Origin of the sequence: Rhizobium sp. TRM95796 (assembly GCF_025779995.1) — a bacterium.
Taxonomy (GTDB): Bacteria; Pseudomonadota; Alphaproteobacteria; order Rhizobiales; family Rhizobiaceae; genus Rhizobium_E.
Window position 1 is genome coordinate 36153 of record NZ_JAOXHE010000013.1, and the last position, 25870, is coordinate 62022.

At 63.4% G+C, this 25870-nt stretch carries 23 protein-coding genes; 15 read left to right on the forward strand and 8 right to left on the reverse strand.

Annotated features, from left to right (window positions below; genetic code table 11):
• Positions 1–24: 24 nt before the first annotated feature.
• The gene (gene ytfQ, locus OCK01_RS23260; RefSeq protein ID WP_137156115.1) at positions 25–987 is read right to left on the reverse strand and encodes a galactofuranose ABC transporter, galactofuranose-binding protein YtfQ; all 963 of its coding nucleotides are present in this window, start codon (positions 985–987) and stop codon (positions 25–27) included.
• Between ytfQ and OCK01_RS23265 the strand changes: the two genes are divergently transcribed.
• The 6 genes from OCK01_RS23265 (at position 986) to glp (ending at position 6713) form a co-directional block, all read left to right on the forward strand.
• Complete coding sequence (locus tag OCK01_RS23265) at positions 986–1186, forward strand: hypothetical protein (RefSeq protein WP_263826038.1); 201 nt, start codon at positions 986–988, stop codon at positions 1184–1186. The genes ytfQ and OCK01_RS23265 overlap by 2 nt on opposite strands.
• Before the next feature lie 79 nt (positions 1187–1265).
• Positions 1266–3152: a peptidylprolyl isomerase gene (locus tag OCK01_RS23270; RefSeq protein ID WP_263826039.1), complete on the forward strand. Its 1887-nt coding sequence runs from the start codon at positions 1266–1268 to the stop codon at positions 3150–3152.
• Between the two features lie 15 nt (positions 3153–3167).
• Positions 3168–4178: an anthranilate phosphoribosyltransferase gene (gene trpD, locus OCK01_RS23275; protein WP_263826040.1), complete on the forward strand. Its 1011-nt coding sequence runs from the start codon at positions 3168–3170 to the stop codon at positions 4176–4178.
• A 7-nt stretch (positions 4179–4185) separates the two neighbouring features.
• Positions 4186–4998, forward strand: a complete 813-nt coding sequence (trpC, locus tag OCK01_RS23280; protein WP_263826041.1) for an indole-3-glycerol phosphate synthase TrpC — start codon at positions 4186–4188, stop codon at positions 4996–4998.
• Between the two features lies 1 nt (position 4999).
• Complete coding sequence (moaC, locus tag OCK01_RS23285) at positions 5000–5485, forward strand: cyclic pyranopterin monophosphate synthase MoaC (protein ID WP_263826042.1); 486 nt, start codon at positions 5000–5002, stop codon at positions 5483–5485.
• A 1-nt stretch (position 5486) separates the two neighbouring features.
• Positions 5487–6713, forward strand: a complete 1227-nt coding sequence (gene glp, locus OCK01_RS23290) for a gephyrin-like molybdotransferase Glp (RefSeq protein ID WP_263826043.1) — start codon at positions 5487–5489, stop codon at positions 6711–6713.
• Positions 6714–6716: 3 nt separating this feature from the next.
• Here glp and OCK01_RS23295 read toward each other — a convergent pair whose 3' ends face one another.
• Entirely contained in the window at positions 6717–9107 is a 2391-nt protein-coding gene (locus OCK01_RS23295; RefSeq protein ID WP_263826044.1) for a ComEC/Rec2 family competence protein, read from the reverse strand.
• Between the two features lie 281 nt (positions 9108–9388).
• Between OCK01_RS23295 and gltA the strand changes: the two genes are divergently transcribed.
• A complete protein-coding gene (gene gltA, locus OCK01_RS23300; RefSeq protein WP_263826045.1) occupies positions 9389–10678 on the forward strand; it encodes a citrate synthase in 1290 nt (429 codons plus the stop codon).
• Positions 10679–10819: 141 nt separating this feature from the next.
• On the opposite strand, the gene OCK01_RS23305 is transcribed toward gltA, so the two are convergent.
• Together OCK01_RS23305 and cysE are read right to left on the reverse strand one after the other, a co-directional pair.
• Positions 10820–11023, reverse strand: coding sequence for a DUF3126 family protein (locus tag OCK01_RS23305; RefSeq protein WP_182826386.1), 204 nt, complete (start codon positions 11021–11023; stop codon positions 10820–10822).
• Between the two features lie 89 nt (positions 11024–11112).
• Positions 11113–11892 (reverse strand): serine O-acetyltransferase, encoded by a 780-nt coding sequence (cysE, locus tag OCK01_RS23310; RefSeq protein WP_246697507.1) that lies wholly within the window; start codon positions 11890–11892, stop codon positions 11113–11115.
• Positions 11893–12015: 123 nt separating this feature from the next.
• Between cysE and OCK01_RS23315 the strand changes: the two genes are divergently transcribed.
• Positions 12016–12810 (forward strand): enoyl-CoA hydratase-related protein, encoded by a 795-nt coding sequence (locus OCK01_RS23315; protein WP_263826046.1) that lies wholly within the window; start codon positions 12016–12018, stop codon positions 12808–12810.
• A 9-nt stretch (positions 12811–12819) separates the two neighbouring features.
• Here the strand turns inward: OCK01_RS23315 and OCK01_RS23320 are convergent, their stop codons facing one another.
• Positions 12820–13602 carry an alpha/beta fold hydrolase gene (locus tag OCK01_RS23320; RefSeq protein ID WP_263826047.1) on the reverse strand — a complete coding sequence of 261 codons (783 nt, stop codon included), beginning with the start codon at positions 13600–13602 and terminating at the stop codon, positions 12820–12822.
• Positions 13603–13726: 124 nt separating this feature from the next.
• Between OCK01_RS23320 and OCK01_RS23325 the strand changes: the two genes are divergently transcribed.
• The gene (locus OCK01_RS23325; protein WP_182826390.1) at positions 13727–13972 is read left to right on the forward strand and encodes a zinc-finger domain-containing protein; all 246 of its coding nucleotides are present in this window, start codon (positions 13727–13729) and stop codon (positions 13970–13972) included.
• 50 nt (positions 13973–14022) lie between these two features.
• Positions 14023–15177 carry an FAD-dependent monooxygenase gene (locus OCK01_RS23330; RefSeq protein WP_263826048.1) on the forward strand — a complete coding sequence of 385 codons (1155 nt, stop codon included), beginning with the start codon at positions 14023–14025 and terminating at the stop codon, positions 15175–15177.
• A 19-nt stretch (positions 15178–15196) separates the two neighbouring features.
• Here the strand turns inward: OCK01_RS23330 and OCK01_RS23335 are convergent, their stop codons facing one another.
• Positions 15197–16381, reverse strand: a complete 1185-nt coding sequence (locus tag OCK01_RS23335; RefSeq protein ID WP_263826049.1) for a cystathionine beta-lyase — start codon at positions 16379–16381, stop codon at positions 15197–15199.
• Positions 16382–16712: 331 nt separating this feature from the next.
• Between OCK01_RS23335 and OCK01_RS23340 the strand changes: the two genes are divergently transcribed.
• The 5 genes from OCK01_RS23340 to OCK01_RS23360 all read left to right on the forward strand — a co-directional run bounded on the left by OCK01_RS23340 (position 16713) and on the right by OCK01_RS23360 (position 22716).
• The gene (locus tag OCK01_RS23340) at positions 16713–17738 is read left to right on the forward strand and encodes an amino acid ABC transporter substrate-binding protein (RefSeq protein WP_263826050.1); all 1026 of its coding nucleotides are present in this window, start codon (positions 16713–16715) and stop codon (positions 17736–17738) included.
• Between the two features lie 98 nt (positions 17739–17836).
• Positions 17837–19030: an amino acid ABC transporter permease gene (locus OCK01_RS23345; protein WP_263826051.1), complete on the forward strand. Its 1194-nt coding sequence runs from the start codon at positions 17837–17839 to the stop codon at positions 19028–19030.
• Position 19031: 1 nt separating this feature from the next.
• On the forward strand, positions 19032–20189 hold the full coding sequence (locus OCK01_RS23350) for an amino acid ABC transporter permease (RefSeq protein ID WP_182826392.1): 1158 nt from the start codon (positions 19032–19034) through the stop codon (positions 20187–20189).
• Positions 20190–20202: 13 nt separating this feature from the next.
• Entirely contained in the window at positions 20203–20976 is a 774-nt protein-coding gene (locus tag OCK01_RS23355) for an amino acid ABC transporter ATP-binding protein (protein WP_182826393.1), read from the forward strand.
• A 195-nt stretch (positions 20977–21171) separates the two neighbouring features.
• Complete coding sequence (locus OCK01_RS23360) at positions 21172–22716, forward strand: M10 family metallopeptidase (RefSeq protein ID WP_263826052.1); 1545 nt, start codon at positions 21172–21174, stop codon at positions 22714–22716.
• A 60-nt stretch (positions 22717–22776) separates the two neighbouring features.
• Here OCK01_RS23360 and ilvD read toward each other — a convergent pair whose 3' ends face one another.
• Positions 22777–24618, reverse strand: a complete 1842-nt coding sequence (gene ilvD / locus OCK01_RS23365) for a dihydroxy-acid dehydratase (protein WP_182826395.1) — start codon at positions 24616–24618, stop codon at positions 22777–22779.
• 154 nt (positions 24619–24772) lie between these two features.
• On the reverse strand, positions 24773–25567 hold the full coding sequence (gene exoR, locus OCK01_RS23370) for an exopolysaccharide production regulator ExoR (protein WP_182826396.1): 795 nt from the start codon (positions 25565–25567) through the stop codon (positions 24773–24775).
• Positions 25568–25870: the final 303 nt, after the last annotated feature.

The window sequence follows — 25870 nt, forward strand, 5'->3', positions numbered from 1 at the left end:
CAAATCCGGCGGCGCGGCGGCAGATCAATAGCCGAGGTCTTTCTTGGATTCGTAGACCTTCTGCGGATCGTCGGCCTGGGTGTAGAGCTTGGATTCCGTCTGGATCCACTTCGGCGGCTCTTTCTTGTCCTTGAGATAGGCGTCGAGCGCGTCGAAGGCCGGGCCGGCCATGTTCGGGGTCAGTTCGACCGTGGCGTTGGCTTCGCCGGCGGCCATGGCCTTGAAGATGTCCGGAACCGCGTCGATCGAGACGACGAGGATGTCGGTCCCCGGCTTCAGGCCGGCTTCCTTGATGGCTTCGATGGCGCCGACGGCCATGTCGTCATTATGCGCATAGAGAGCGCAAATGTTCTTGCCGCCGTTTTCGGCCTTCAGGAAGCTTTCCATCACTTCCTTGCCCTTGGTGCGGGTGAAGTCGCCGGTCTGGCTGCGGATGATCTTCAGGTTGTCATGGCCGGCGATGGCCTGCTCGAAGCCCTTCTTGCGGTCGATGGCCGGCGACGAACCGGTCGTGCCCTGGAGTTCGACGATGTTGCAGGGCTTGTCCTTGGCGGTGTCGGCCAGCCACTTGCCGGCGACCGAACCTTCATGGACGAGGTCCGAGGTCACGGCGGTCAAGTAGAGGCTCTTGTCGCTGTCGACGGTGCGGTCGAGCAGGATCACCGGGATATTGGCGTCCTTGGCTTCGGACAGCACGTCGTCCCAGCCGGTCGCGACGACGGGCGCCACGAAGATGGCGTCGACGCCCTGGGCGATGAAGGAGCGGATCGCCTTGATCTGGTTTTCCTGCTTCTGCTGCGCGTCGGCGAATTTCAGATCGACGCCGCGCTTTTCGGCTTCCTGCTTGGTCACCGTCGTTTCGGCAGCGCGCCAACCGGATTCAGATCCGATCTGCGAGAACCCCACCGTCAGAGCCATGGCCTGACCAGCGGCGAAAAACGAGACAGCAAGAGCCGTGGCGCTCGCAAGCGCTTTGAACTTATTCATGATTTCCTCCCAAATGATGGCTGCTCCACCAGCCGCGATCAAAAAATCATACAATAATATTTTTGTAAAGCAGCAGTTATCTCTAATTCGCGCTGCAAGCCACAGATGTATAAAAATGCTCAGCTTTTTTTGCTTTGGCGAGCGCGCCGCGCCGCCTGTCGCCGCCATTTTAACGCTTGCCACGCCGCCCGACGCATGAGTAAAAGCCTAAACCTTCGTCCGGCCGCCGCACGGACGCGCCTTTCTGAGGCGACAAGAATAACAATTTGGGACGCCCGATGCTCGAACTTCTGCGTAAAGCCGCGAAAACCTGGGTCGCAAAGGCCCTGCTTATCCTCCTTGTCGCCTCCTTCGGCATCTGGGGCGTCCACAGTTCGATGTTTTCGGGCGCAAACGACGCCGTCGTGACCGTCGGCGACCAGAAAGTGTCCAATTCGGAATTCCAGTTCACCTTCAACAGCGTTTTCAGCCAGATGCAGCGGAGCATTCCGGGCCTGACGCTGGAGCAGGCGAAGATGTTCGGCCTCGAGAACACGGTCTATGGCCAGCTGGCGTCCGCCGCGGCGCTCGACCAGCTCGCCTCCGACATGAAGCTCGGCATGTCCGAGAGCCGCCTGTTGCAGCTCATCCAGGAAGAGCCGGCCTTCAAGGACGCTTCCGGCGCCTTCAGCCGTCAGCTGATGGAGCGTCGTCTCTACGACGCCCGCATCCGCGCCGAGGATTACATCAAGAACAAGGAGCGCGAGGCGGTGCGCGTGCAGATCGCCGATGCGGTCGCCAACGGCTTCACCCCGCCGGCCACGCTGACCAAGGCGCTCGAGGACTTCAGCAACGAACGCCGCACGATCGATTATCTGATCCTCACCAACGCCAATATCGATCCGGTCGGCGCGCCGACCGACGCCGCGCTCGGCAAATGGTTCGAGGACAACAAGGGCAAATATCGCGCTCCCGAATATCGCAAGATCACCTATGTGAAGCTCGAGCCCGCCGACATCGCCGACGTGACCGCCGTCACCGACGAGGACGTGAAGGCCGATTACGACAGGCATATCGACGCCTACAGCACGCCGGAGACGCGCACGATCGAGCAACTGACCTTCGCAGACAAGGCGCAGGCCGACGCGGCGGCCGCCAAGCTCGCGGCCGGAACCACCTTCGACCAGCTCGTGACCGAGCAGGGCAAGACCGCGACCGACGTGCTGCTCGGCGATTTCAGCCGCGACAAGGTTCCGACAGCCGCGATGGCGGAAGCGGCGTTTGCGGTAAAGACCGAAGGCGGCGTGACGCCGGTGACCGACGGTCTGCTCGGCCCGGTCATCCTGCGCGTGACCAACATCAAGCCCGAAGTCGTCAAGCCGCTGGATGCGGTCAAGGAAGACATCCGCAAGCAGCTCGCGCTGGTGCGGGCCAATGACGAGATTCAGGGCGTGCATGACCGTTTCGAGGATACGCGGGCGTCGGGCGCTTCGCTGGCCGAGTCCGCGAACCAGCTGCAGCTGAAGTCGGTGACGATCGACGCCGTCGACGCCAGCGGCCGCGATCCCTCCGACAAGGACGTCGCCGGCCTGCCGGAACAGGCGCGCCTGCTGACCGAGGCCTTCAAGACCGACGAAGGCGTCGAGCCCCTGCCGCTCGATCTCAGCAATGGCGGCTATGTCTGGTTCGAGATCAACGGCGTGACCCCGGAGCGCGACCGCAAGCTCGAAGAAGTGCGCGAAAAAGTCGTCGCGGACTGGACGCGCGAGCAACAGCAGCTGGCCCTCGCCAAGAAAGCGGAGGAGCTCTCCAAGCAGATCCGCGAAGGCGCCAAGATCGCCGACATCGCCGCGACGCTGAAGATCGCCGTCGAATCGAAGGCCGACATCAAGCGCCGCGCGGACGACGCCGTTCTCGGCGCCGCCGCGATCAATGCCGCGTTCGGCGGGCCGGAAGGCCATGTGTCGGCCTCAGCCGGCGCGGATGGCCAGAGCCAGATCGTTATGCAGGTCACCGACGTCCAGAACACGCCGACCGCCGATGCGCTCGACAACAGCGCCGAGCAGATCAAGCAGGCTGCGGCGCGCGCCGGCGACGATTTCCTCGACCAGCTCGTCAGCGAGTTGCAGTCGGATTTCGGCGTCTCGGTCAATCGCACGCTCGCCAATCAGTTGATGGTCCGCTAAGCCGGGGGAACAGCCATGGCCGATCTGAAACCCTTTCTCGCCAAGGTGGCCGCCTCGCAGCCTCTGTCGACGGACGAGGCGCGATCCGCCTTCGACATCATCATGTCGGGCGGTGCCACTCCTAGCCAGATCGGCGCTTTCCTGATGGGCCTGCGCGTGCGCGGGGAAACCGTGGACGAGATCCAGGGCGCCGTCAGCACGATGCGCGACAAGATGCTGGCGGTCGAGGCGCCTGAAAACGCGATCGACATCGTCGGCACCGGCGGCGACGGCGCGCATACCTACAACATCTCGACGCTGGCCTCGATCATCACCGCAGGCGCGGGCGTGCCGGTGGCCAAGCACGGCAACCGCGCCCAGAGCTCCAAATCCGGCACCGCCGACGCGCTGTCGGCGCTCGGCGTCAAGCTCGACATCACGCCCGAGGTGACGGCGCGCTGCATTTCGGAGGCCGGCATAGGCTTCATGTTCGCCCAGCAGCATCATTCCGCCATGCGATTCGTGGGGCCGACCCGTGTCGAGCTCGGCACCCGGACGATCTTCAACCTGCTCGGGCCTCTCTCCAATCCCGCCGGCGTCAAGCGGCAGTTGCTCGGCGTCTACGCGCCGCAATGGCTTCGTCCGGTCGCCGAAGCCCTCAAGGGGCTCGGCTCGACCGATGTCTGGGTGGTGCATGGCGAGGGTCTCGACGAGATCACGCTGACGGGAGAAACCCAGGTCGTCGCGTTGCAAAACGGCGAGATCCGCGAGTTCACGCTGACGCCTTTAGATTTCGGCATGCAGCCGATCACGCTCGACGAGATCCGTGGCGGCGACGGCGAACACAATGCCGGCGCTTTGCGCGCAATCCTCAATGGCGCGACCAACGCCTATCGCAATATTTCCGTCGCCAACGCCGCCGCCGCCCTCGTGGTCGCCGGCAAGGCCAAGGATATCGCCGAAGGCGTTACGCTGGCAGAGACGTCGCTGTCGTCGGGCTCGGCGCGCGCCGCGCTCGACCGGCTGATAACCGTATCCAATTCGTGAGGCTGACATGGCCGATATCCTGAGAAAGATCGAACTCTACAAGCGCCAGGAAATCGACGCCGCCATGGCTACGGTCTCCTTCGACGACCTCAAGGCGAAGATCGCCGGCGTGGACGCCCCGCGCGGTTTTCTCGCCGCGCTCGAGAAGAAGCGCGACGCCGGCCTCTACGGCCTGATCGCCGAAATCAAGAAAGCCAGCCCGTCCAAGGGCCTGATCCGCGCCGATTTCGATCCGCCGGCGCTGGCCAAGGCCTATGAGCAGGGCGGCGCAGCCTGCCTGTCGGTGCTGACCGACGGGCCCAGCTTCCAGGGCGCGCCGGAGTTTCTCACCGCCGCCCGCGCGGCCTGCGCTTTGCCGGCGCTGCGCAAAGATTTTCTCTTCGTGCCGTATCAGGTCTATGAAGCGCGCGCCTGGGGCGCCGATTGCATCCTGATCATCATGGCGTCGCTGACCGACGACGAGGCCAAAGCGCTTGAGGATACGGCGTTCGCGCTCGGCATGGACGTGCTGATCGAGGTGCATGACGAAGCCGAGATGGAGCGGGCGCTCAGGCTCACGTCGCGGTTGATCGGCGTCAACAATCGCAATCTCCGCACCTTCGAGGTCGATCTCGCCACCTCCGAGCGGCTCGCAGGCATGGTTCCCGCCGACCGCCTGCTGGTCGGTGAAAGCGGTATCTTCACGCTTGAGGATTGCCACCGGCTCAAGGCCTCGGGCATCTCGACCTTCCTGGTCGGCGAAAGCCTGATGCGAAAGGCCGACGTGACCGCAGCCACCCGCGAGCTCCTCGGTCTCGCCTCGCCTTCGGCAGCCGCGTGACATGAGCGAAAGCCTCACCCATATCGGCGCATCCGGCGAGGCTCATATGGTCGATGTCGGCGACAAGACCGAGACGGTCCGCATTGCAATCGCCGAGGGCGCGGTTCGGATGCGGCCGGAGACGCTTGCTCTCATTCTCTCCGGAGACGCCAAAAAGGGCGACGTGCTGGGCACAGCCCGGCTCGCCGGCATCATGGCCGCCAAGAAGACCTCGGATCTCATTCCACTCTGCCATCCGCTGATGATCAGCAAGGTGACGGTCGACATCACGCCGGACGCCGACCTGCCGGGCCTCCGTGTCGAGGCCATGGTCAAGCTCACCGGCAAGACCGGCGTCGAGATGGAAGCGCTGACGGCTGTGACCGTCGCCTGCCTGACAATCTATGACATGGCCAAGGCCGCCGACAAGGCGATGGAGATCATCGACATCAAGCTGAAGAGCAAGTCCGGCGGCAAGTCCGGCGACTTCATTCGGGACGCCGGCTGAGATGGCCGGGCCGCTGATCCCGGTCGAAGAGGCGCAGGCCCGTCTGCTCGCCGCCGCCCGCCCGATCGAAACGCGTGAAACCCTGCCGATCTGGGCCGCCGACCAGCGCGTGCTGGCCGAACCGGTGATCTCGCGCCTGACGCAGCCGCCTTTCGACGCCTCGGCCATGGATGGCTACGCCTTCCGGCGCGGCGACGTCGCGGAGATCGGCGACCGCCTTGAAGTGATTGGCGAATCGGCGGCCGGCCATTCTTTTTCGGGAGGGGTCGGAGCCGGCCAAACGGTTCGCATTTTCACCGGAGCGCCCGTGCCCAAAGGCGCAGACACCGTGCTGTTGCAGGAAGACGCGATCCGCCGCGACGCTGGCAAGATCGAACTGACCTTCCTGCCGGATCTCGGCCGTCATATCCGTCCGCGCGGACAGGACTTTGCTGAAGGCGAAGCGGTGCTGGCGGAAGGACTGCTGCTCGATCCCGGCCGGCTGATGCTGGCCGCCGCCTCCAATCATGCCGACGTCAGCGTCTACGAGCGTCCGTTGGTCGGCGTCATCGCCACCGGCGACGAGTTGCGCGAACCCGGAAGTACACTCGGACCGGATCAGATCGTCGCCTCCAGCGTCTTCGCCATCGCGGCGCTGGCGCGCCGGGCTGGCGCTGACGTCGAGAATTTCGGCATCGTCGCCGACGATCCCAAAGCGATCGTCGAAGCGGTCGAGCGCGCCAAAGCGCGCGGCGTCGATGTCATCGTCACCCTCGGCGGCGCGTCCGTCGGCGATCACGATCTCGTCCAGTCGACGCTGATCGGTCTCGGCATGCGGCTCGATTTCTGGCGCATCGCCATGCGGCCGGGCAAGCCGCTGATGGTCGGCGCGCTCGGCGACATCCAGGTGCTCGGCCTGCCCGGCAATCCCGTCTCCAGCATGGTCTGCGGCCTGTTGTTTCTCGAACCGCTGCTGGCCAAGCTGGCGCGACGGTCGCCGCCGAACCGTCTGGCGACGGCCATCACCGAAACCGAGCTCGCGGCCAATGACCATCGGCAGGATTATCTGCGCGCCCGGCTGACGCGCGCCGAAGACGGACAGCTGCATGTCCGCTCCTACGGCAAGCAGGACTCCTCGCAGATGAAGATCTTCGCCAATTCCGAGGCGTTGATCATCCGCCCGCCCCACGCGCCGGCGGTCGAGGCGAAAGAGCCCTGCCGGATCCTCATGCTCCGCGACGGCGTGTAAACCTCATTCGAGGAATTTGTCCTGCCGCCAGTCATAAGCGCGGTGGCGTTGCCAGGAGCGACTTATCGAGGACAGCGCCGGTGTTTCGCTCAGCGCCTCTCCTTCGACAGCGAGCTCCAAGGTTCCCGTGCGGCGAAGGCTCGCCAACGTCACCAGGCGGGCGCCGGAGCGGCATTCTTCGAAATTCAACCTGACGGGCGCCACCACGATCTCGAAGAGGTCACAGGCCGCGCCGGCGAAGGCGGCTCTCGCAATGACGACCACGGTCACGCCGTCCATGACGCGTCCGGCGCAGAAACCGTTCTTCTCGCAGAGAAACCGGTCCCGGGGCAGCGCAGATTTCATGGCGCGCATCCTCTCCCGCACAGCGCTGGGATCGACCGGCGGCGCATCGCGGCCGGGCCGCGGCAGTGCGAGCAGGTCGGTGACCTCCGGCTTGACGATCTCATCCTTGCGGAGCGCGCGCCGCCATTGATCGACGATGAAGGCTTCCGGCTTCTGCTCGCTGACCGAAAGTCCGTTCTCCGTCGTCAGGCCGAGCAGCCGACCGCCTTCATGGATGATCAGGCGCGGCGGCGATCTTCCCGGCAAGGCAGCCAGCGCCAGGCCGGCCGCGAGGTAAACCGCAAAGCCGATCAACCGCAGCCGGCTCCGCAACAGCGCCAGGATCAGAAGGCCGCCGACAGAACAGCCGAAAAACCAGCCCGGCAATCGCCCGGTCACCCAGTCGCCGCCCAGCGAGGCGGTCCAGTGCGCGACGCCGATGACCCAGCCGAGACCCCAGCCCATGATCTCCAGCGGCAGCCAATCGAGGCCGAGCGGCATCAGCAGCAGCGCCGCCAATCCGCACGGCATGACGACGAAGGAGATCACCGGCATGGCGAGCAGATTGGCGAGCAGTCCCCAGGCGGCGAGACGGTGGAAATGTTCGGCCGAGAACAGCGCCGTCGACAGCCCGCCGATCAGCGAGGTCGCGAAGACGGCGGCGAAGAAGCGCCAGACGGGCGCGATCGGGCGCAAGAGCGGCATGACCTCGACCAGAGGCGGTCCCTCCCCGCGTCGGGACCAGCTGGCGTAGCCGACCACCAGCGCGATCGTCGCCGCGTAGGACATCTGGAAGCCCGGCCCCAGCACGGCGGAGGGCGTCACGGCGAGGATGATCATCGCCGACAGCGCCACATTGCGCAGGCTGATCGCACGGCGTCCGGCGATCGCCGCGATCAGCATGATCGCCATCATCACATAGGCGCGTTCGGCGGACACGGCGAAGCCGGAGATCAGATAATATCCGGTCACGGTGATCAGCGCGCCCACGGCCGCGATGCGCTTCACGGGCCAGAGATGGGCGATCCGCTGCGACAGGCTGAGCGCTATGCGCAGCCCGACAAAGAACAGGCCGGCGGCCAGCGCCATGTTCAATCCGGAAATCGCCACGATGTGGGCGAGTCCGGACAGTCGGAGCGCCTCCGTCGTCTCTTTCGAAATCGCCCGTCGGTCATCCGTCACCATCGACGCCGCAAAGGCGCCGGCGTCGCCCGGAAGCACCGAGCGGACCCGCGCGCTGATCGCCAGCCGCAACGGCTCGATCCAGCCGCGCACCCGCGCGGACACATCGGTCTGGAAAGCCGGTGTCGGCGGCTCCCAGGCGCTCGGCGCGCCATAGAAAAATCCTTGCGCGCCTATCCCTGAAAAATAGGCGTCGAAGGCAAAATCATTCAGGCCGCGAAGAGCGGGCCCGGAGGGAGGCGTCAGCCGCGCCCTGCCCTCGATCCCTTCTCCGAGCCCGATCGCCATGCCGCGCCCGCCGGTCACCGCCACGATGTCGGGTGAACGCTTGAGCCGGGGCTCTTCGGTCTCCAGCAGGCGAATGCGGTAGCGCCATCGTCCGGTCCCGTCCGCTTCCCGCGTCTCCACCAGGCCACGGATCGTCGTCGTCACCGGACTGTCGAGCAGCACGGAGTGGACACGCCGGCTCTCCCACTCGGCGGAGACCGCGCCCGCCGCCAGAAGAAGAGTTGACGCCGCCAGCCGTCTTAGGCCTGGTCGCCCGGCGCCCGCCAGCAGAGCCGCCGCCCCGGAGACGACCAGGAGCAAGACGACGGACGCCAGCGCCGGGGTCTCGCTGACTGAAAACCACCACGCCGCCCCCGCGCCGAACAGAACCGGCGCCCAGATAAAGATGTGGCCGTAATCGGCTTCGTCGCGGAGGCCGAGGCGAATTCGATCGAGATGTCCGTGTCTTGCCGCCCAAGGGTCGATCGACGACGCCGGCCTTTCCGGCGCAAGCTCTCCGGGCTTCGCGACCGCGCCCGGCAACAGGCGCGAGTCGACGTCGAGATCATCGGAGACGATCCATCGCGCCGCCTGTTTTTCCGCTTCGCCTGCTTGCGCCATCTCGCCGGCCCCCGGCAGAGATTGCAACTGATGTTTGCGAATTTCAACGTTAAAACGTCATGGCCGCAATTTGGTCAAACTTGAACGAAGTGTGAACCGATTTAATCCATTCTCACAAATATTTTCTTTGATTTCCGGGTTTTGCAGTGCCAAAACCTCAACTGCAACGCAGCAATACCTCTTTGGTATGGTTGGCTTTGCTCAAGAAATCAGATAGCAAAAGCGCGCATTCAAATTGTGGCGGCTTTGTGGCTGCATCCCTATCCTGAACGGAGGATATTATGGCTGATAAGAAAGCGGTTATTTCGCTCGACGGCAAACAGGTTGAGCTCAACGTGCGATCGGGATCGATCGGACCCGACGTCGTCGACATCGCGCCGCTCTACAAAGCTGCTAACGCCTTCACCTACGATCCCGGCTTCACCTCCACGGCGTCCTGCGAATCCAAGATCACCTATATCGACGGCGACGAAGGCGTGCTGCTGCATCGCGGCTACCCTATCGACCAGCTCGCCGAACAGGGCGACTTCCTCGAAGTCTGCTACCTGCTGCTCTACGGCGACCTTCCGACGGCGGCCCAGAAGAAGGATTTCGACAACCGCGTGACGCGCCACACCATGGTGCATGAGCAGATGAGCCGCTTCTTCACCGGCTATCGTCGCGACGCCCACCCGATGGCGGTCATGTGCGGCACGGTCGGCGCTCTCTCGGCCTTCTATCACGACTCCACCGACATCACCGATCCGCATCAGCGCATGGTCGCGTCGCTGCGCATGATCGCCAAGATGCCGACGATCGCCGCCATGGCCTACAAGTACCATATCGGCCAGCCCTTCGTGTATCCGAAGAACGATCTCGATTACGCGGCCAACTTCCTGCATATGTGCTTCGCGGTTCCCTGCGAAGAGTACAAGGTGAACCCGGTTCTGGCGCGCGCCATGGACCGCATCTTCATCCTGCACGCCGACCATGAGCAGAACGCCTCGACCTCGACCGTGCGTCTCGCCGGCTCGTCGGGCGCTAACCCCTTCGCCTGCATCGCCGCCGGCATCGCCTGCCTCTGGGGCCCCGCCCATGGCGGCGCCAACGAAGCCGCGCTCAACATGCTGGCCGAGATCGGTTCCGTGGAGCGCATCCCGCACTATGTCGCCAAGGCCAAGGACAAGAACGATCCGTTCCGTCTGATGGGCTTCGGTCACCGCGTCTACAAGAACTACGACCCGCGCGCCAAGATCATGCAGAAGACCTGCCATGAAGTGCTCGGCGAACTCGGCGTCAAGGACGATCCGTTGCTCGAAGTGGCGATGGAGCTCGAGCGCATCGCGCTGTCGGACGAGTATTTCATCGAAAAGAAGCTCTACCCGAATATCGACTTCTATTCGGGCATCACGCTGAAGGCGATGGGCTTCCCCACCGAGATGTTCACCGTGCTGTTCGCGCTCGCCCGCACCGTCGGTTGGGTCGCACAGTGGAACGAAATGATTGAGGATCCGCAGCAGCGCATCGGTCGTCCGCGCCAGCTCTATGTCGGCGCGCCGCTCCGCGACTACGTGCCGGTCTCCAAGCGCTGAATTGGCGCTGCAGGATTGAAGCCAGCCGGGTCCTTCGGGACCCGGTTTTTTTATGTCCGGGAAGATCCTGCGCAAAACAAAAGCCCGCGCCGGCCAGATCGGCGGCGCGGGCTCGCTGTGGAAAGCGTGTTCAGGCTGAGATCAGAGATCGACGTCGAGGATCGCCATGGAGAAATTGTAGGACAGGTCGCCGTCCTCGTCGTCCTTGTAGACCACGCCCAGGAATTCATCGCCCATATAGACTTCGGCCGAGTCGTCCTTGCGCGGACGAGCCTTGACCGTGATCGCCGGGTTCAGGGTCTTCTTGAAATAGGCGTCGAGTTTCTTGAGTTCTTCAGCTTTCAAAGCTCTTGCTCCATATTCGCGATCGGATCGTCGCGCTTGTGCCACGCCATGGCGTGAGCCGCAAGCGAGACGGTCGCCTTGTCACGGCTTTATTCGAAACTGGTCAGCAGATGATCCATGGAGCGCGAGGGTTCCGAGCAGCCGGCTTCGCCGATCACCCGCGCCGGCACCCCGGCCACGGTGGTCTTCGGCGGAACGGGCTTGAGAACCACGGAACCCGCGGCGATGCGCGAGCAATGGCCGATCTGGATGTTGCCGAGCACCTTGGCGCCGGCCCCGATCAGGACGCCATCGGAAACCTTGGGATGGCGGTCGCCGCTTTCCTTGCCGGTGCCGCCGAGCGTCACGCCCTGCAGGATCGAGACATTGTCGCCGATGACGGCCGTTTCGCCGACCACGAGGCCGGTGGCGTGATCGAGGAAGAAACCCTTGCCGATCCGGGCTGCCGGATTGATGTCGGTCTGGAACACGCTGGAAGACCGGCTCTGCAGATAAAGCGCAAAATCCTTGCGGCCTTTCTTCATCAGCCAATGCGCCAGCCTATGGGTCTGGATGGCGTGGAAGCCCTTGAAATAGAGAACGGGCTCGATGAACCGCGTGCAGACCGGATCGCGGTCGTAATAGGCCTGGATGTCGACGCGAATGATGCGCGACCATTCCGGCCAATCCGTGAGCATTTCCTCGAAGGCGGCGCGCAACAGCACCGAAGGAATGTCGGCGTGATCCAATCGCTCGCTGATGCGGTAGATCACGCAATCTTCGAGCGTCTTGTGATTGATTATCGTCGAATAGAGAAACGTGCCGAGGACCGGATCATTCTCGGCCGCGAACCGCGCCTCCTGGCGCAGCGCGTCCCAGATCGGGTCCATGCTCTTGACCGAGTCGTTGGCTCGGAATTCGGATGTGGCGGCCACTTCAGGCTCTCCTTGAGCTTCCTCAATGCCGGCAATATAGGTCATCTCCGCGTCTATTGAAATGGGGGGCCGGGTGGAATGGAATTGCAGTTTGCAGAGGGTAAAATCCGCCTCGGAATCGACGCCGGCGTGGCGCATCTGCGCATCGCCCAACCGGCCCGGCTCAACGCCCTGACCCTGGCCATGTGGCGGGCGGTTCCGGAGGCCTTCGCCTCGGCGGTTCATCGTGACGCCCGCGTGATCCTGCTCGCCGGCGAAGGCGCGCATTTCTCCGCCGGCGCCGATATTTCGGAGTTTGCCGACGTCAGGAAGGACGCGGAAAGCGCCCGTCGCTACGAGAGCGTCAATGTCGCCGCCTTCGCTGCGGTGCGTCAATCGCCGATCCCGGTCGTGGCGCTGATTTCGGGCGCCTGCCATGGCGGCGGCTTCGGCCTGGCCGCTGCGGCCGATCTTCGCCTGGCGACGGAAGACGCCCGTTTCTCCGTGCCGCCCGCGCGGCTCGGGCTCGCCTATCCGGCGTCGGCGATGCGCGACATCGCGCTCGCGCTGGGGCAGCAGCAGGCGCGGCGTCTGCTGTTCACCGGACAAACCAACAGCGCCGCGGACATGCTGGCCGCAGGCTTTCTCCTCTCCGTCCATCCGGATCTCGCTGCGCTCGAGGCTGCGGCCGAATCGCTGGCGGAAAGCATCGTCGCCAATGCGCCTCTGTCGATCCGCGCCGCCAAACTGGCCTTGCGCGCGGCAGCGGAGGACGACGCCGGGCTTGAGCGCGAGGCGGACGTTCTCGGCGCCTCCACGTTCGAAAGCGAGGATTACGCCGAGGGACGGCGCGCCTTCGCGGAAAAACGCCGTCCCGTCTTCACCGGCCGTTGAGGCGGCGCCTCAGCGGTCGAGATCCTGATAGAAATCCAGCGCCGCCTGCTTGAACACACGGTCGCCGACGGCCAGCATGTGGTCGCGTCCGGGAATGTCAATGGCGCGGCCGTCGGGCAGGAGCGAGGCGAGCCTGTGCGGATCGCCGGCGATGTCGTCCTTCGCGCCCACCGCGATCAGCACCGGCTGGAGAAGGCGGGCCACCTCCGCTTCCGTGACCAGCACGCGGTTGGACGAGATGCAGGCGGCGAGCGCGACGCGGTCGCTGCCCGTCTTGTCGGCGAAGGCGCGGAACATCCGGCCGCGTTCATGGGTGACGTCGTCGAGCGAGGGCGCTAGCAGGGCCTCCGCGATCGGATCCCAGTCGCCGACGCCCTCGACGAGGCCGTAGCCGAGCCCGCCCCAGACCAGCGACCGCACCCGTTCGGGATGGTTGAGCGCCAGGAAACTCGAAATCCGCGCGCCCATCGAGTACCCCATCACATCGGCTTCGGGAATTTCGAGATGATCGAGCAGCGCCGCCGAATCGTCCGCCATCAAGGTCGGATGATAGGCGGCGGGATCATGCGGCTTGGCGCTGGCGCCATGGCCGCGATTGTCGATGGCGATCACCCGCCTGCCGGCCTTGAGAAGCGTTTGAACCCATCCGGGATGAACCCAATTGACCAGCGCCGAGGAGGCGAAACCGTGGATCAGCAGCACGGGCGCCGCGTCGCGGGGACCGACATCGAAATAGGCGAAGTCCAGATCGGAATGACGAAAGCGAGAGAAATCGGGAATGGTCTGGTGCATGACGGGCTTTGTCTCGGCTTGAATTTTATGCCCCTTCGGGCCTGTTGCGGCTTTTTGACCCTACACATTTGCCGTCCGAACGTTTATGTTGCAGCACGAAATAAAATTGCCTTCGGAGACATGCATGGCTGGGCACAGCATTCCGCACTTCCAGAATGACGGCGGATACAAGACGATCAATATCGGGGTCAAGGAATTCATGTGCACCGGCGCGTCCGCGCCGTATGACCATCCGCATATCTTCATCGACATGGGCGACGAGAACGAGAAGATCTGTCCCTATTGCTCGACCATGTATCGCTACGACCCGTCGCTCAAGGCCAACCAGTCCAATCCGGCCGGTTGCGTCTATATCGAGCGCGCTGCGTAACGCTTTATCGCGTCCGCTTCGGGGATGCGAAGACAGGATCATCAGAAACAATGAAAACCGTCGCTATCGTCGGCGCCGGCATCGCTGGACTTGTGAGCGCCCTCGCCTTCGCGCGTAAGGGCGTCTCTTCCGTGGTTGTCGAAAAAGCCTCCCGTCTTCAGGAAGTCGGCGCCGGGCTCCAGCTCTCCCCCAACGCCACTTACATTCTCGGCCAACTCGGCCTCGAAGAGAAATTGCGCCCGGTCTGGCGCGAGCCAGACAATATCTGTCTGGTGTCCGGCTCGACGCTCGCGCCGCTCACCGCGATTTCGGCCAAGCAGCTGGCCGCCAGCCGATGGGGCTCGCCCTACGCCGCCATTCACCGCGCGACGCTGCAGAAAATGCTGCTCGAGGCGGTGGAAAGCGAGCCTTTGGTGGATCTGCGCCTGTCGGCGGGCTACGACACGCCCGAGGCGCTGGCTCGGGCCTTGGGCGGCGCGCCCGATCTGACCATCGGCGCCGATGGCGTCTGGTCGCGTTTCCGCGCCGCAATCCCGTCGGCCGGAAAACCGGAATTTTCCGGCATGGTCGCCTGGCGCTTCATCATTCCGGAAAAGGACGCGCCGTCCTTTCTCAATCCGCGCAACGTGACCGCCTTCGTCGGCCCGCGCGCCCATATCGTCGCCTATCCGCTGCGCGACGCCGGCGCTTTCAACGTCGTCGCCCTGTCGAGCGGCGCAAATCCGGGCGAGACCTGGGCCGCCGACTGCAATCCCACCCATCGCAACGAAATGACGACGCAATTCGCCGGATGGCACAGAGATATCCGGACGCTGCTTTCCTATGCGCCGAAACCCACCTGGTGGCCGCTGTTCGGGGTCTCCGACGGCCGCTGGACCGATGGCCAGGACAAGGTGCTGATCGGCGACGCCGCGCATGCGATGACGCCCTTTGCGGCGCAAGGCGCGGCGATGGCGATCGAGGACGCCTATGAACTGGCGGGCGTCGCCTCGGCGAATGTCGACCTCGCCGACGCGCTCGCCTTCTTCGAACGCAGCCGGCAGGCGCGCGTCGCGCGCGTCCGGTCGCGCGGGGCCTTCAACAAATTCGCCTATCACGCCCGCGGTCCCGTCCGCGTCGCCCGCGACATGGTGCTGAGACTGCGCAAGCCGGAAAGCGTGGCCGCCGATCTCGACTGGCTCTACGGGTACAAGGCGCCGGGCTGATCGCCCGGCTCCCGCTCATTCAGATACCGGAAGCGGCGCGGAAGCCGTTCTCCAGATCGCGCCGGAGATCGACGACATCCTCGAGGCCGATCTGCAGGCGGATGAGCGCGCCTCCATCCGGCGCCTTGCGGATCTTGCGATCGCCGAGATTGACCGGCACCGCCAGGCTCTCATACCCGCCCCAGGAATAGCCCAGGCCGAACAGTTTCAGCGTGTCGAGAAAGGCGTGCGCCCTCTCCCGGGCCTTGGTCGCCTCGGACTTCAGCACGAAGGAAAACACCCCGGACGCGCCCTTGAAATCGCGCTTCCAGATGGCGTGACCCGGAAAGCTCGGCAGCGCCGGATGCAGCACGGAGGCGACGTCGTCGCGCGCCTCCAGCCATTGCGCGACTTTCAGGGCGCTTTCCTGATGACGCTCCAGCCTGACGCCCATGGTGCGAAGGCCGCGCAGGATCTGATAGGCGTCGTCGCCGCCGACGCAGAGCCCCATCACCATGTTCATCTCGTCGATCGCCGGCCACCATTGTTCATTGGCCGACACCGTGCCCATCAGCACGTCGGAATGACCGGACGGATATTTGGTGGCGGCGTGGATGGAAATGTCGACCCCGAAATCCAGCGGCTTGAAATAAAGCGGCGTCGCCCAGGTGTTGTCCATCGACACGATGGCGCCCGCGGCATGGGCGGCATCGGCGATGACGCGCACATCCTGCATCTCGAATGTGTTGGAGCCGGGCGCCTCGAGATGAACCAGACGCGTATTGGGGCGGATCAGGTCGGATATGCCGGCGCCGATCTCGGGATCGTAATATTCCGTCTCGACGCCCATGCGCGCCAGAATGGTCCCGCAGAAGCGCCGCGTCGGGAAATAGACGGAATCGACCACGAGGATGTGATCGCCGGGCCTGAGCACGGCGAGGAACGGCACCGTGATCGCCGCGAGACCGGACGGCAACAGGATCGTGCCGGCCGAACCCTCGAGTTCGTTCAGAGCTGCGCAGAGGGCATCGGTGGTCGGCGTGCCATGCGTGCCGTAGGTATAAGGCTGGCCGCTGGTCTCCAGCGTCCTGGCGTCGGGAAACAGCACGGTGGAGGCGTGAACGACGGGCGGATTGACGAATCCGTGATAATCGCGCGGGCTGTAACCCTGATGGGCGAGCCGCGTATTGACGCCCAATTCATCCTCGCCGACGTTCTTGACCATGCTCTTTCTCCATCACTGTCGAAGCCGGATTTCCACAGGCCGGGCTTTTCGGTCAAGCACGGCGCCTCGTCTTTTCGCGGCTTATTTCCATACCAGCCAGAAAACGCAAAAAAATTCGCCTTTTGGCCTCTTTTTTAGGTCCGGATCTGCACATTTTTCCGCAAACTCGGAGGTTCTGGCACAAATATACGCAAAAGCCTCGGCAACACTTGACTAACGCAGCGTTTACGATTGTCTTAGAGCGACGTCCACCGGAAAGGGAAACCGATGGACGACCGTTTTCGCCCTGGCGAGAAACGGCGGGGAAACAACAAACAAGAAGGTACGTAACATGACGAAACAGCTTTTGACCGGCGTCCTCGGAGCAGCGATCGTGGCGCTCGGCGCCGCCGCTTCTCAGGCGGGAACGCTCGATGACGTCAAAGCCAAGGGCTTCGTCCAGTGCGGCGTCAACGCCAACTTGGCCGGCTTCGGCTCGCAGGACGCCAGCGGCAATTTCACCGGCTTCGACGTCGATTATTGCCGCGGCATCGCCGCCGCCGTGTTCGGCGACGCCACCAAGGTGAAGTTCACCGCCCTGTCCGCGAAGGACCGCTTCCCGGCCCTGCAGTCCGGCGAAATCGACGTCCTGGCCCGCAACACCACCTGGACCGCCAGCCGTGACTCGCAGTTGGGCTTCGACTTCCGCGCCGTCAATTATTACGACGGCCAGGGCTTCATGGTGCGCAAGGACATCGGCGTGAAGAGCGCGCTGGAACTGTCCGGCGCCGCCGTCTGCGTCCAGTCCGGCACCACCACCGAACTCAACCTCGCCGACTATTTCCGCGCCAACAAGCTGGAATACAAGCCGGTGGTGTTCGAGAAGCAGGAAGAAGTCGACGCCGCCTATAACGCCGGCCGTTGCGACGTCTACACCACCGACCAGTCGGGCCTGTATTCGATCCGCCTGTCGCTCGCCAACCCGGCCGATCACGTCATCCTTCCGGAAATCATTTCCAAGGAGCCGCTCGGCCCGGCCGTGCGCCAGAACGACTCCAAGTGGTTCGACGTCGTCTCCTACGTCCACTTCGCCATGGTCACAGGCGAGGAATTCGGCATCACCCAGGCCAATCTCGACGAGATGACGAAGTCCACCAATCCGGACATCAAGCGCTTCCTCGGCGAAGAAAAGGACCAGACGATCGGCAAGGATCTGGGCCTCGACGAGAAGTGGGCCTACAACGTGCTCAAGGCCGTCGGCAATTACGGCGAATCCTTCGAGCGCAATGTCGGCCAGGGCTCCAACCTCAAGATCGCGCGCGGCCTGAACGCCCTGTGGTCGAAGGGCGGCCTGCAATACGCTCCGCCGATCCGCTAAACCGATGCTCCGGGAGGCGGCGCGCCGCCTCCCGATTTCGCCTAGAACATATCTGAATAAGCTCTCTTAAGAGAGCGGCGAAAAAACGGGGAAAATGCATGGCAGCAGACGCCGCAACGCGCGTCGCGGACGACCGTCCGTCGCAATCACTTTTATATAACCCGGAAGTCCGCGGTTACGTCTATCAGGCGGTGACGGTGATCGTCGTCATCGCTTTCATCTACACCGCCGTCACCAACGCGGCGGAAAACCTGGCTCGCGCCAATATGACGGCGGGCTTCGACTTTCTCGGCAACCGCGCCGGCTTCGACGTCGGGCAGAGCCTGATCGCCTACACCAGCGACTCCACCTATTTCCGCGCTCTGCTCGTCGGCCTGGTCAATACGCTTGTCGTCGCCTTTTTCGGCATAATTACGGCGTCGATCCTCGGCCTGCTGGTCGGCGTCGGCCGGTTGTCCCACAACTGGTTGATCGCTCGGCTCTGCACGGTCTACGTCGAATTTTTCCGCAATATTCCGCCGCTGCTGGTCATCTTCTTCTGGTACAAGCTGGTTCTCGACATTCTGCCCGGGGTGAAGGAATCGTTCGAACTGCCGTTTTCGGTCTATCTCAACAATCGCGGCGTCTTCATGCCCGCGCCGATGTTCGGGGATGGTTCGAGCCTGATCATCGTCGCGCTTTTGCTCGGCATAGCGCTGGCCTTCGGCTTCAGCCGCTGGGCCAAAGCGAAGCAGATGGCGACGGGCAAGCAATATCCCACCATCACCATCGGTCTGGCCTCTGTGATCGGCCTGCCCCTGCTGGCCTTTATCGCGCTCGGCGCGCCGCTGAGCTTCGATACGCCGGTGCTCGGCAAGTTCAATCTGAACGGCGGCATGGTGGTCGGCCCGGAATTTCTGTCGCTCTATCTGGCGCTGTCCTTCTACACGGCGTCCTTCATCGCCGAGATCGTCCGCGCCGGCATTCGCGGCGTGCCGAAGGGTCAGAGCGAGGCGGCGGAGGCCCTCGGCATCCGCCATGGCCTGACGACGCGGCTGGTCGTCCTGCCGCAAGCGCTCAGGATCATCATTCCGCCGCTCACCTCGCAATATCTCAACCTCACCAAGAACTCGTCGCTCGCCATCGCCGTCGGTTACGCCGATCTCGTGGCGGTGGGCGGAACGATCCTCAACCAGTCGGGCCGTTCGATCGAGATCATCGCGATCTGGATGGTGATGTATGTGTCGATCAGTCTGATCACCTCGCTGTTCATGAACTGGTTCAACGCGAAGATGGCATTGGTGGAGCGCTGAGATGGCAAACGATTACGCTTACGTCCGCCAGACGTTCCTCACGCCGGACAAGCCGCCTGCGGGCGAGGCGACGTCAGCCGGCTGGGTGCGCCGCAACCTGTTTGCGACGCCGTTGGATTCGCTTCTGACCGTCGCTTTCGGCGCGCTCGTCGTCTGGTTCCTCTATCACGCGGTCAACTGGCTGGTGATCCAGGCGGTATGGACCGGATCGGACCGCACCGTCTGCGCCACGCCCGCCCAGGGCGGCATCCAGCCCGAAGGCTGGTCCGGCGCCTGCTGGGCCTATGTCGGCAACTACTTCACGCAGTTCATGGTCGGATCCTATCCGCGCGACCTGCTGTGGCGGCCGATCCTGGTCGCCATCCTGTTCGTCGGCCTGCTGGTTCCGTTCCTGATCCCGAAGGTACCCTTCAAGGGCTGGAACGCGATCGCGCTGCTCGTCGTGCTGCCGATCGTCGCCTATGTGCTGCTGCTCGGCGGCTGGTTCGGCCTGACCCATGTCGAAACGGCCCGCTGGGGCGGCTTGATGGTCACGCTGATCCTGTCCTTTGTCGGCATCGTCGTGTCGCTGCCGGTCGGCATCCTCCTGGCGCTCGGTCGTCGTTCGACGCTGCCGATCGTCAAGGGCTTCTGCGTCGCCTTCATCGAACTGATCCGCGGCGTGCCGCTGATCACCGTCCTGTTCATGGCCAGCGTGCTTCTGCCGCTGTTCCTCGAGCCGGGCGACACTCCGATGGACAAGTTCCTGCGCGCCCTGATCGGCGTGTCGATCTTCGCCTCGGCCTATATGGCGGAAGTCATCCGCGGCGGCTTGCAGGCCATTCCGAAGGGACAGTATGAAGGCGCGGATTCGCTGGGCCTGAACTATTTCCAGAAGATCACCTTCATCATCATGCCGCAGGCGATCAAGCTGGTCATCCCCGGCATCGTCAACACCTTCATCGGCATGTTCAAGGACACGTCGCTGGTGTCGATCATCAATATGTTCGACCTGCTCGGCGTGGTGAAGAACAGTTTCGGCGACACGACCTGGCTGACGCCGGTGACGCCGCTCACGGGCCTGATCTTCGCCGGCTTCGTGTTCTGGCTGTTCTGCTTCGGCATGTCGCGTTATTCCAGTTTCATCGAGCGCCGTCTCGATACTGGGCACAAGAGATAAAGGGGAAAACACAATGGCAACCGACGCCGCACAGAAACTGAACGTGTCCTCGACCGATGTCGCCGTCGAACTGATCGGCATGAACAAGTGGTATGGCGAATTCCACGTTCTCCGCGACATCAACCTCAAGGTCATGAAGGGCGAGCGCATCGTCATCGCCGGCCCCTCCGGCTCCGGCAAATCGACGATGATCCGCTGCATCAACCGTCTGGAGGAACACCAGAAGGGCACCATCGTCGTCGACGGCATCGAACTGACCAACGACCTCAAGCGCATCGACGAAGTGCGCCGCGAAGTCGGCATGGTGTTCCAGCACTTCAACCTGTTCCCGCATCTGACGATCCTGGAAAACTGCACGCTCGCGCCGATCTGGGTGCGCAAGATGCCCAAGAAGCAGGCCGAGGAAGTGGCCATGCATTTCCTCACCCGCGTCAAGATTCCCGATCAGGCGCATAAATATCCGGGCCAGCTGTCGGGCGGCCAGCAACAGCGCGTCGCCATTGCGCGGGCGCTGTGCATGAAGCCCAAGATCATGCTGTTCGACGAGCCGACCTCGGCGCTCGATCCGGAAATGGTCAAGGAAGTGCTCGACACCATGGTCGGCCTCGCCGAAGAGGGCATGACCATGCTCTGCGTCACCCATGAAATGGGCTTCGCCCGCCAGGTCGCCAACCGGGTGATCTTCATGGACCAGGGCCAGATCGTCGAGCAGAACGAGCCGGGCGCCTTCTTCGACAATCCGCAGCATGAGCGCACTAAGCTGTTCCTGAGCCAGATCCTGCACTGAACAGCCGACGATAGTCTCGGAGAGCCGGCGATCAGCCGGCTCTTTTCGTTTGTAGAGCCCGTATTGCGGATGAATAAGATTCGTCCCGTTTCAGCCTCGGATCTTTAACCTCGTCCATTAGCGCGATCGCAAATACCCTGTGTCACTCTCCGAAATCATCGCGGCAGGCCAGCGCCGTCATAAGGGGATAACAAGATGACAGGGACAGCAAAGACCATTACTGCGGTTTCCGCGACGGGCAATTCCATGATCGACGGCGTGCTCTACGGCTATGCTTGGAGCGGCGCGATCACCTACGCCTTTCCCACTAAGGCGGCCGACTATAGCTACACGACCGAATCGAGCCGGAACTTCGCCGCAGCGACCACGCAGCAGAAGAACGCCGCGCTCTTCGCCGTCGAACAGTCTTTCGGAACGGCGGCCAATGACGGCTTTTCGATCGAAGGCTTCACCAACGCGACCTTCTCTTCGGCGGCGACCACCTCGGCCACGCTGCGTTTCGCCCAATCGGACGCCCCATCGACCGCCTACGCCTATATGCCCGGCAACTACGCCCAGGCCGGCGACATGTGGTTCGGACGCAATTACGACTACACCAATGCCCAGGCCGGAAATTACGCCTGGCACACCGTGCTGCACGAGATCGGCCATGCGCTGGGCCTCAAGCACGGCCATGAGTCGGAAGGCAATTTCGCCGCCCTGCCCGCAGACTACGATTCGCTCGAATACAGCGTGATGACCTACCGCACCTATATCGGCGGCGATACGAGCGGCTACACCTATTCGCAGTGGTCGGCGCCGCAGACCTATATGATGGCGGATATCGCGGCGCTGCAGAAGATGTATGGCGCCGACTATACGACCAACAAGACCAACACGACCTATAAATGGTCGCCTGCAAACGGCGACACCTATGTAAACGGCAAGGTTGGGGTCGATGCCGGCGGGTCGGAGATCTTCGCCACCATCTGGGACGGCGGCGGCACGGATACCTATGACCTCAAGTCCTACACGACCAGTCTGTCGATCGACCTGCGCGCCGGCGGTCATTCGACGTTCAATTCGTCGCAGCTGGCGAGCCTCGGCAATGGCCATTCCGCCAGCGGCAACATCTACAACGCGCTGATGTTCAACAACAACACCGCGTCGCTGATCGAGAACGCCATCGGCGGATCCGGCGCCGACACCATCTATGGCAACGAAGCCAAGAATGTGCTGACCGGCAATGACGGCAACGACACGCTCTACGGCCTGACCGGCGACGACCAGCTTCTCGGCGGCAATGGCGACGACCGGCTCTATCTCGGCGACGGCGCCAATCGCGCCGATGGCGGCGCGGGCAACGACACGATCGCGTCCGACGGCGGCAAGGACAATCTGGTCGGCGGGACCGGCAACGATACGATCTCTTCCGGCGCCGGCATCGATATCGTCAATGGCGGAACCGGAACGGACCGGATCGACGGCGGCGCCGACGCCGATACGCTGACGGGCGGAACCGATGCCGACACTTTCGTCTTCGAAGACAATGACGGCCTCGACAGGATCACCGATTTCCAAAACGGCTTCGACAAGCTGGAGCTCGACGGCTTCTCATACGGCTCGACGTCCCAGGTCGTCGCCTTGGCCAAACAGGTCGGCTCCAACGTGGTGTTGACCATCGATACCGACCAGACCGTCACGCTCGCCAACATCAAGCTCGCCGTCATCGATGCGAGCGACTTCCTGCTGGTGGCCTGACCCGACAAAAAAGCGCGCGACGTTTCCGCCGCGCGCTTTTTGCAGTCGATTGTAATCGTCTCAGCCGAACTGGCCGAGATCGCGCACTGCGCCCTTGTCGGCGCTGGTGGCGAAGGCCGCGTAAGCCTTGAGCGCGGTGGTCACGTTGCGCTTGCGCGGATGTTCCGGCTTCCAGCCCTTGGCGTCCTGTTCCGCGCGGCGCGTGGCCAGCACGTCTTCGGAAACACGCAGCTCGATCGTGCGGTTGGGGATGTCGATATCGATCATGTCGCCTTCGCGCACCAGACCGATCGCGCCGCCATTGGCCGCTTCGGGCGACGCATGGCCGATCGAAAGGCCGGAGGTGCCGCCGGAGAAGCGGCCGTCGGTGATCAGCGCGCAAGCCTTGCCCAGGCCCTTCGACTTCAGATAGCTGGTCGGATAGAGCATTTCCTGCATTCCGGGGCCGCCCTTGGGGCCTTCGTAGCGGATGACCACGACGTCGCCGGCCTTCACCTCGTTGGAGAGGATCGCCTTCACAGCCGCATCCTGGCTTTCATAGACCTTCGCGGGGCCCGAGAATTTCAGGATCGATTCGTCGACGCCCGCCGTCTTCACGATGCAGCCGTCGAGCGCCAGGTTGCCCTTCAGGACGGCCAGGCCGCCATCCTTGGAGAAGGGATGCTCGACCGAGCGGATGACGCCGTTTTCACGGTCCATGTCCAGCTCTTCCCAGCGGGCCGACTGGCTGAAGGCGGTCTGGGTCGGAACGCCGCCCGGCGCGGCCTTGAAGAAGTCGCGCACGGTCTCGCTGTTGGTGCGGGTGATGTCCCAACGGTCGAGCGCATCGCCGATCGTGGCGGCATGCACCGTCGGGCAATCGCGGTTGATCAGCCCGCCCTTGTCGAGTTCGCCGAGGATCGACATGATGCCGCCGGCGCGGTGAACGTCTTCCATATGCACGTCGTTCTTGGCCGGCGCGACCTTGGAGAGGCATGGCACCTTGCGCGACAGGCGGTCGATGTCGTCCATGGTGAAATCGACATTGCCTTCATGGGCGGCGGCGAGAATGTGCAGCACGGTGTTGGTCGAACCGCCCATGGCGATATCGAGCGCCATGGCGTTCTCGAAGGCCTGCTTGGAGGCGACGTTGCGCGGCAGCACGCTTTCATCGTCCTGTTCGTAATAGCGGCGCGCTATGTCGACCACCAGGTGGCCGGCCTCGACGAACAGCCGCTTGCGGTCGGAATGGGTGGCGAGCGTCGAGCCGTTGCCAGGCAGCGACAGGCCGAGCGCTTCCGTCAGACAGTTCATCGAATTGGCGGTGAACATGCCCGAGCAGGAGCCGCAGGTCGGGCAGGCGTTCTGCTCGATCGCCTTGACGTCCTCGTCGGACATGCTTTCGTCGGCGGCCGCCACCATGGCGTCGACCAGGTCGAGCGCATGCTTCTTGCCGTGCAGCACCACCTTGCCGGCTTCCATCGGGCCGCCGGACACGAAGACGGCCGGAATGTTGAGCCGTAGCGCCGCCATCAGCATGCCGGGCGTGATCTTGTCGCAGTTGGAGATGCAGACCATGGCGTCGGCGCAATGTGCGTTGACCATATATTCGACGCTGTCGGCGATCAGTTCGCGCGACGGCAGCGAATAGAGCATGCCGTCATGGCCCATGGCGATGCCGTCATCGACAGCGATCGTGTTGAATTCCTTGGCGACGCCGCCGGCGGCTTCGATCTCGCGGGCCACCAGCTGGCCGAGATCCTTGAGATGCACATGGCCGGGCACGAATTGGGTAAAGGAGTTGACCACCGCGATGATCGGCTTGCCGAAATCGCCGTCCTTCATGCCGGTGGCGCGCCAAAGACCGCGCGCGCCCGCCATATTGCGGCCATGGGTGGTGGTTCTCGAACGATAAACGGGCATGGAAGAATCCTCGATTGCGACGGCGCGCCGACGAGAGGCGAGCCGATCCGGTCGTCAGGCGCGTTTGGTAGATCAATTCTAAATGCAAGTCACTACCGATCCAAGCGGAAGCGGTACGCCCGACGGCAAATTGCCGTGATCGGCAATCGTCCGCTTATTCGGTGGAGCGGCCGATGCTGGCGGACATTTCGATCGCCTTGCGGCGATCCTTCTCGCTGACCAGGGAGAAGGCCTGCTCCTGCATCGCCTGCAACCAGTCGCGGTCGCTCGGCTTGCAGGTGTCGAGGGCGGCGGTCATATAGGCCAGTCCGCGGACCGTCTGTCCTTCCTGGAACAGCACATTGCCGAACACGCCCATGGCGCCGATATGGCCCTCCTTGCGGGCCCGGTTCAACCACTTCTTGGCCTGACGGATATTGGGCTCGCCGCCCTCGCCCGTCAGCAGCATCTTGGCAAGCCGGAACTGCGCCTCGGTGTCGCCGAAGGCCGAGGCCGCCTGGAAGTAGAGCTGGCGCGCCTGGCTGAGATCCGGACGGACCGGGCTCTTCGGGATGCCGCGCTGGTAATATTCGGCCAGCGCCATCAGGGCGTTGACGAAAAAGCCGGTGTCGTTCGAGCCGGGCTCCACGCCCTGGGTCGCGATCTCGGAATACATCTTGAAGGCTTCGAAATCGTTTTTCGTGACGCCGTCGCCATCGGCATACATCGTGGCCAGGGCCCAGCGAGATCCGGTATGGCCCTTTTCCGCCGCGTAGCGATAGGCTTCCACCGCGTCCTGCTTGTTGCCCTGCTGGTAAGACTTGAAACCGAACTTGAACAGGTCGAACGGTCCCGATTCTGGAGACACCGCCGAATTGGGATCCAACGCCCAAGCGCCGCCGCCGGAACACAGCGCCAGCGCCGCTCCGATCATCATACCCTTTAAGCCTGCAAATGCGTACTGTAGCATATCTTACTCGGTCGTCCCGTCGAGGACTGCGTTGGCCCGGCTGAAGGGAAAACGCGGACACGGGTCATAGTCTTGGCGATTTCCCTCGCCAGCCGTGTTCGGCAACCATGACTGAATGTCCTCTGCGTACGTCTTCATTCCAACCTTATTGCGCGAATGACCAGATCCGCGCTGTTCTGGCCACATTCGTAGCGCCCGTTTTGTGGCAGGAAATGGACGAGCTTTCCAGACCTCCCGGGCGACGGCAAGAATAACGAAAAAAGTGTTGCCAAATCGTCACAAAACGGGAATGTCGAAAAAGAA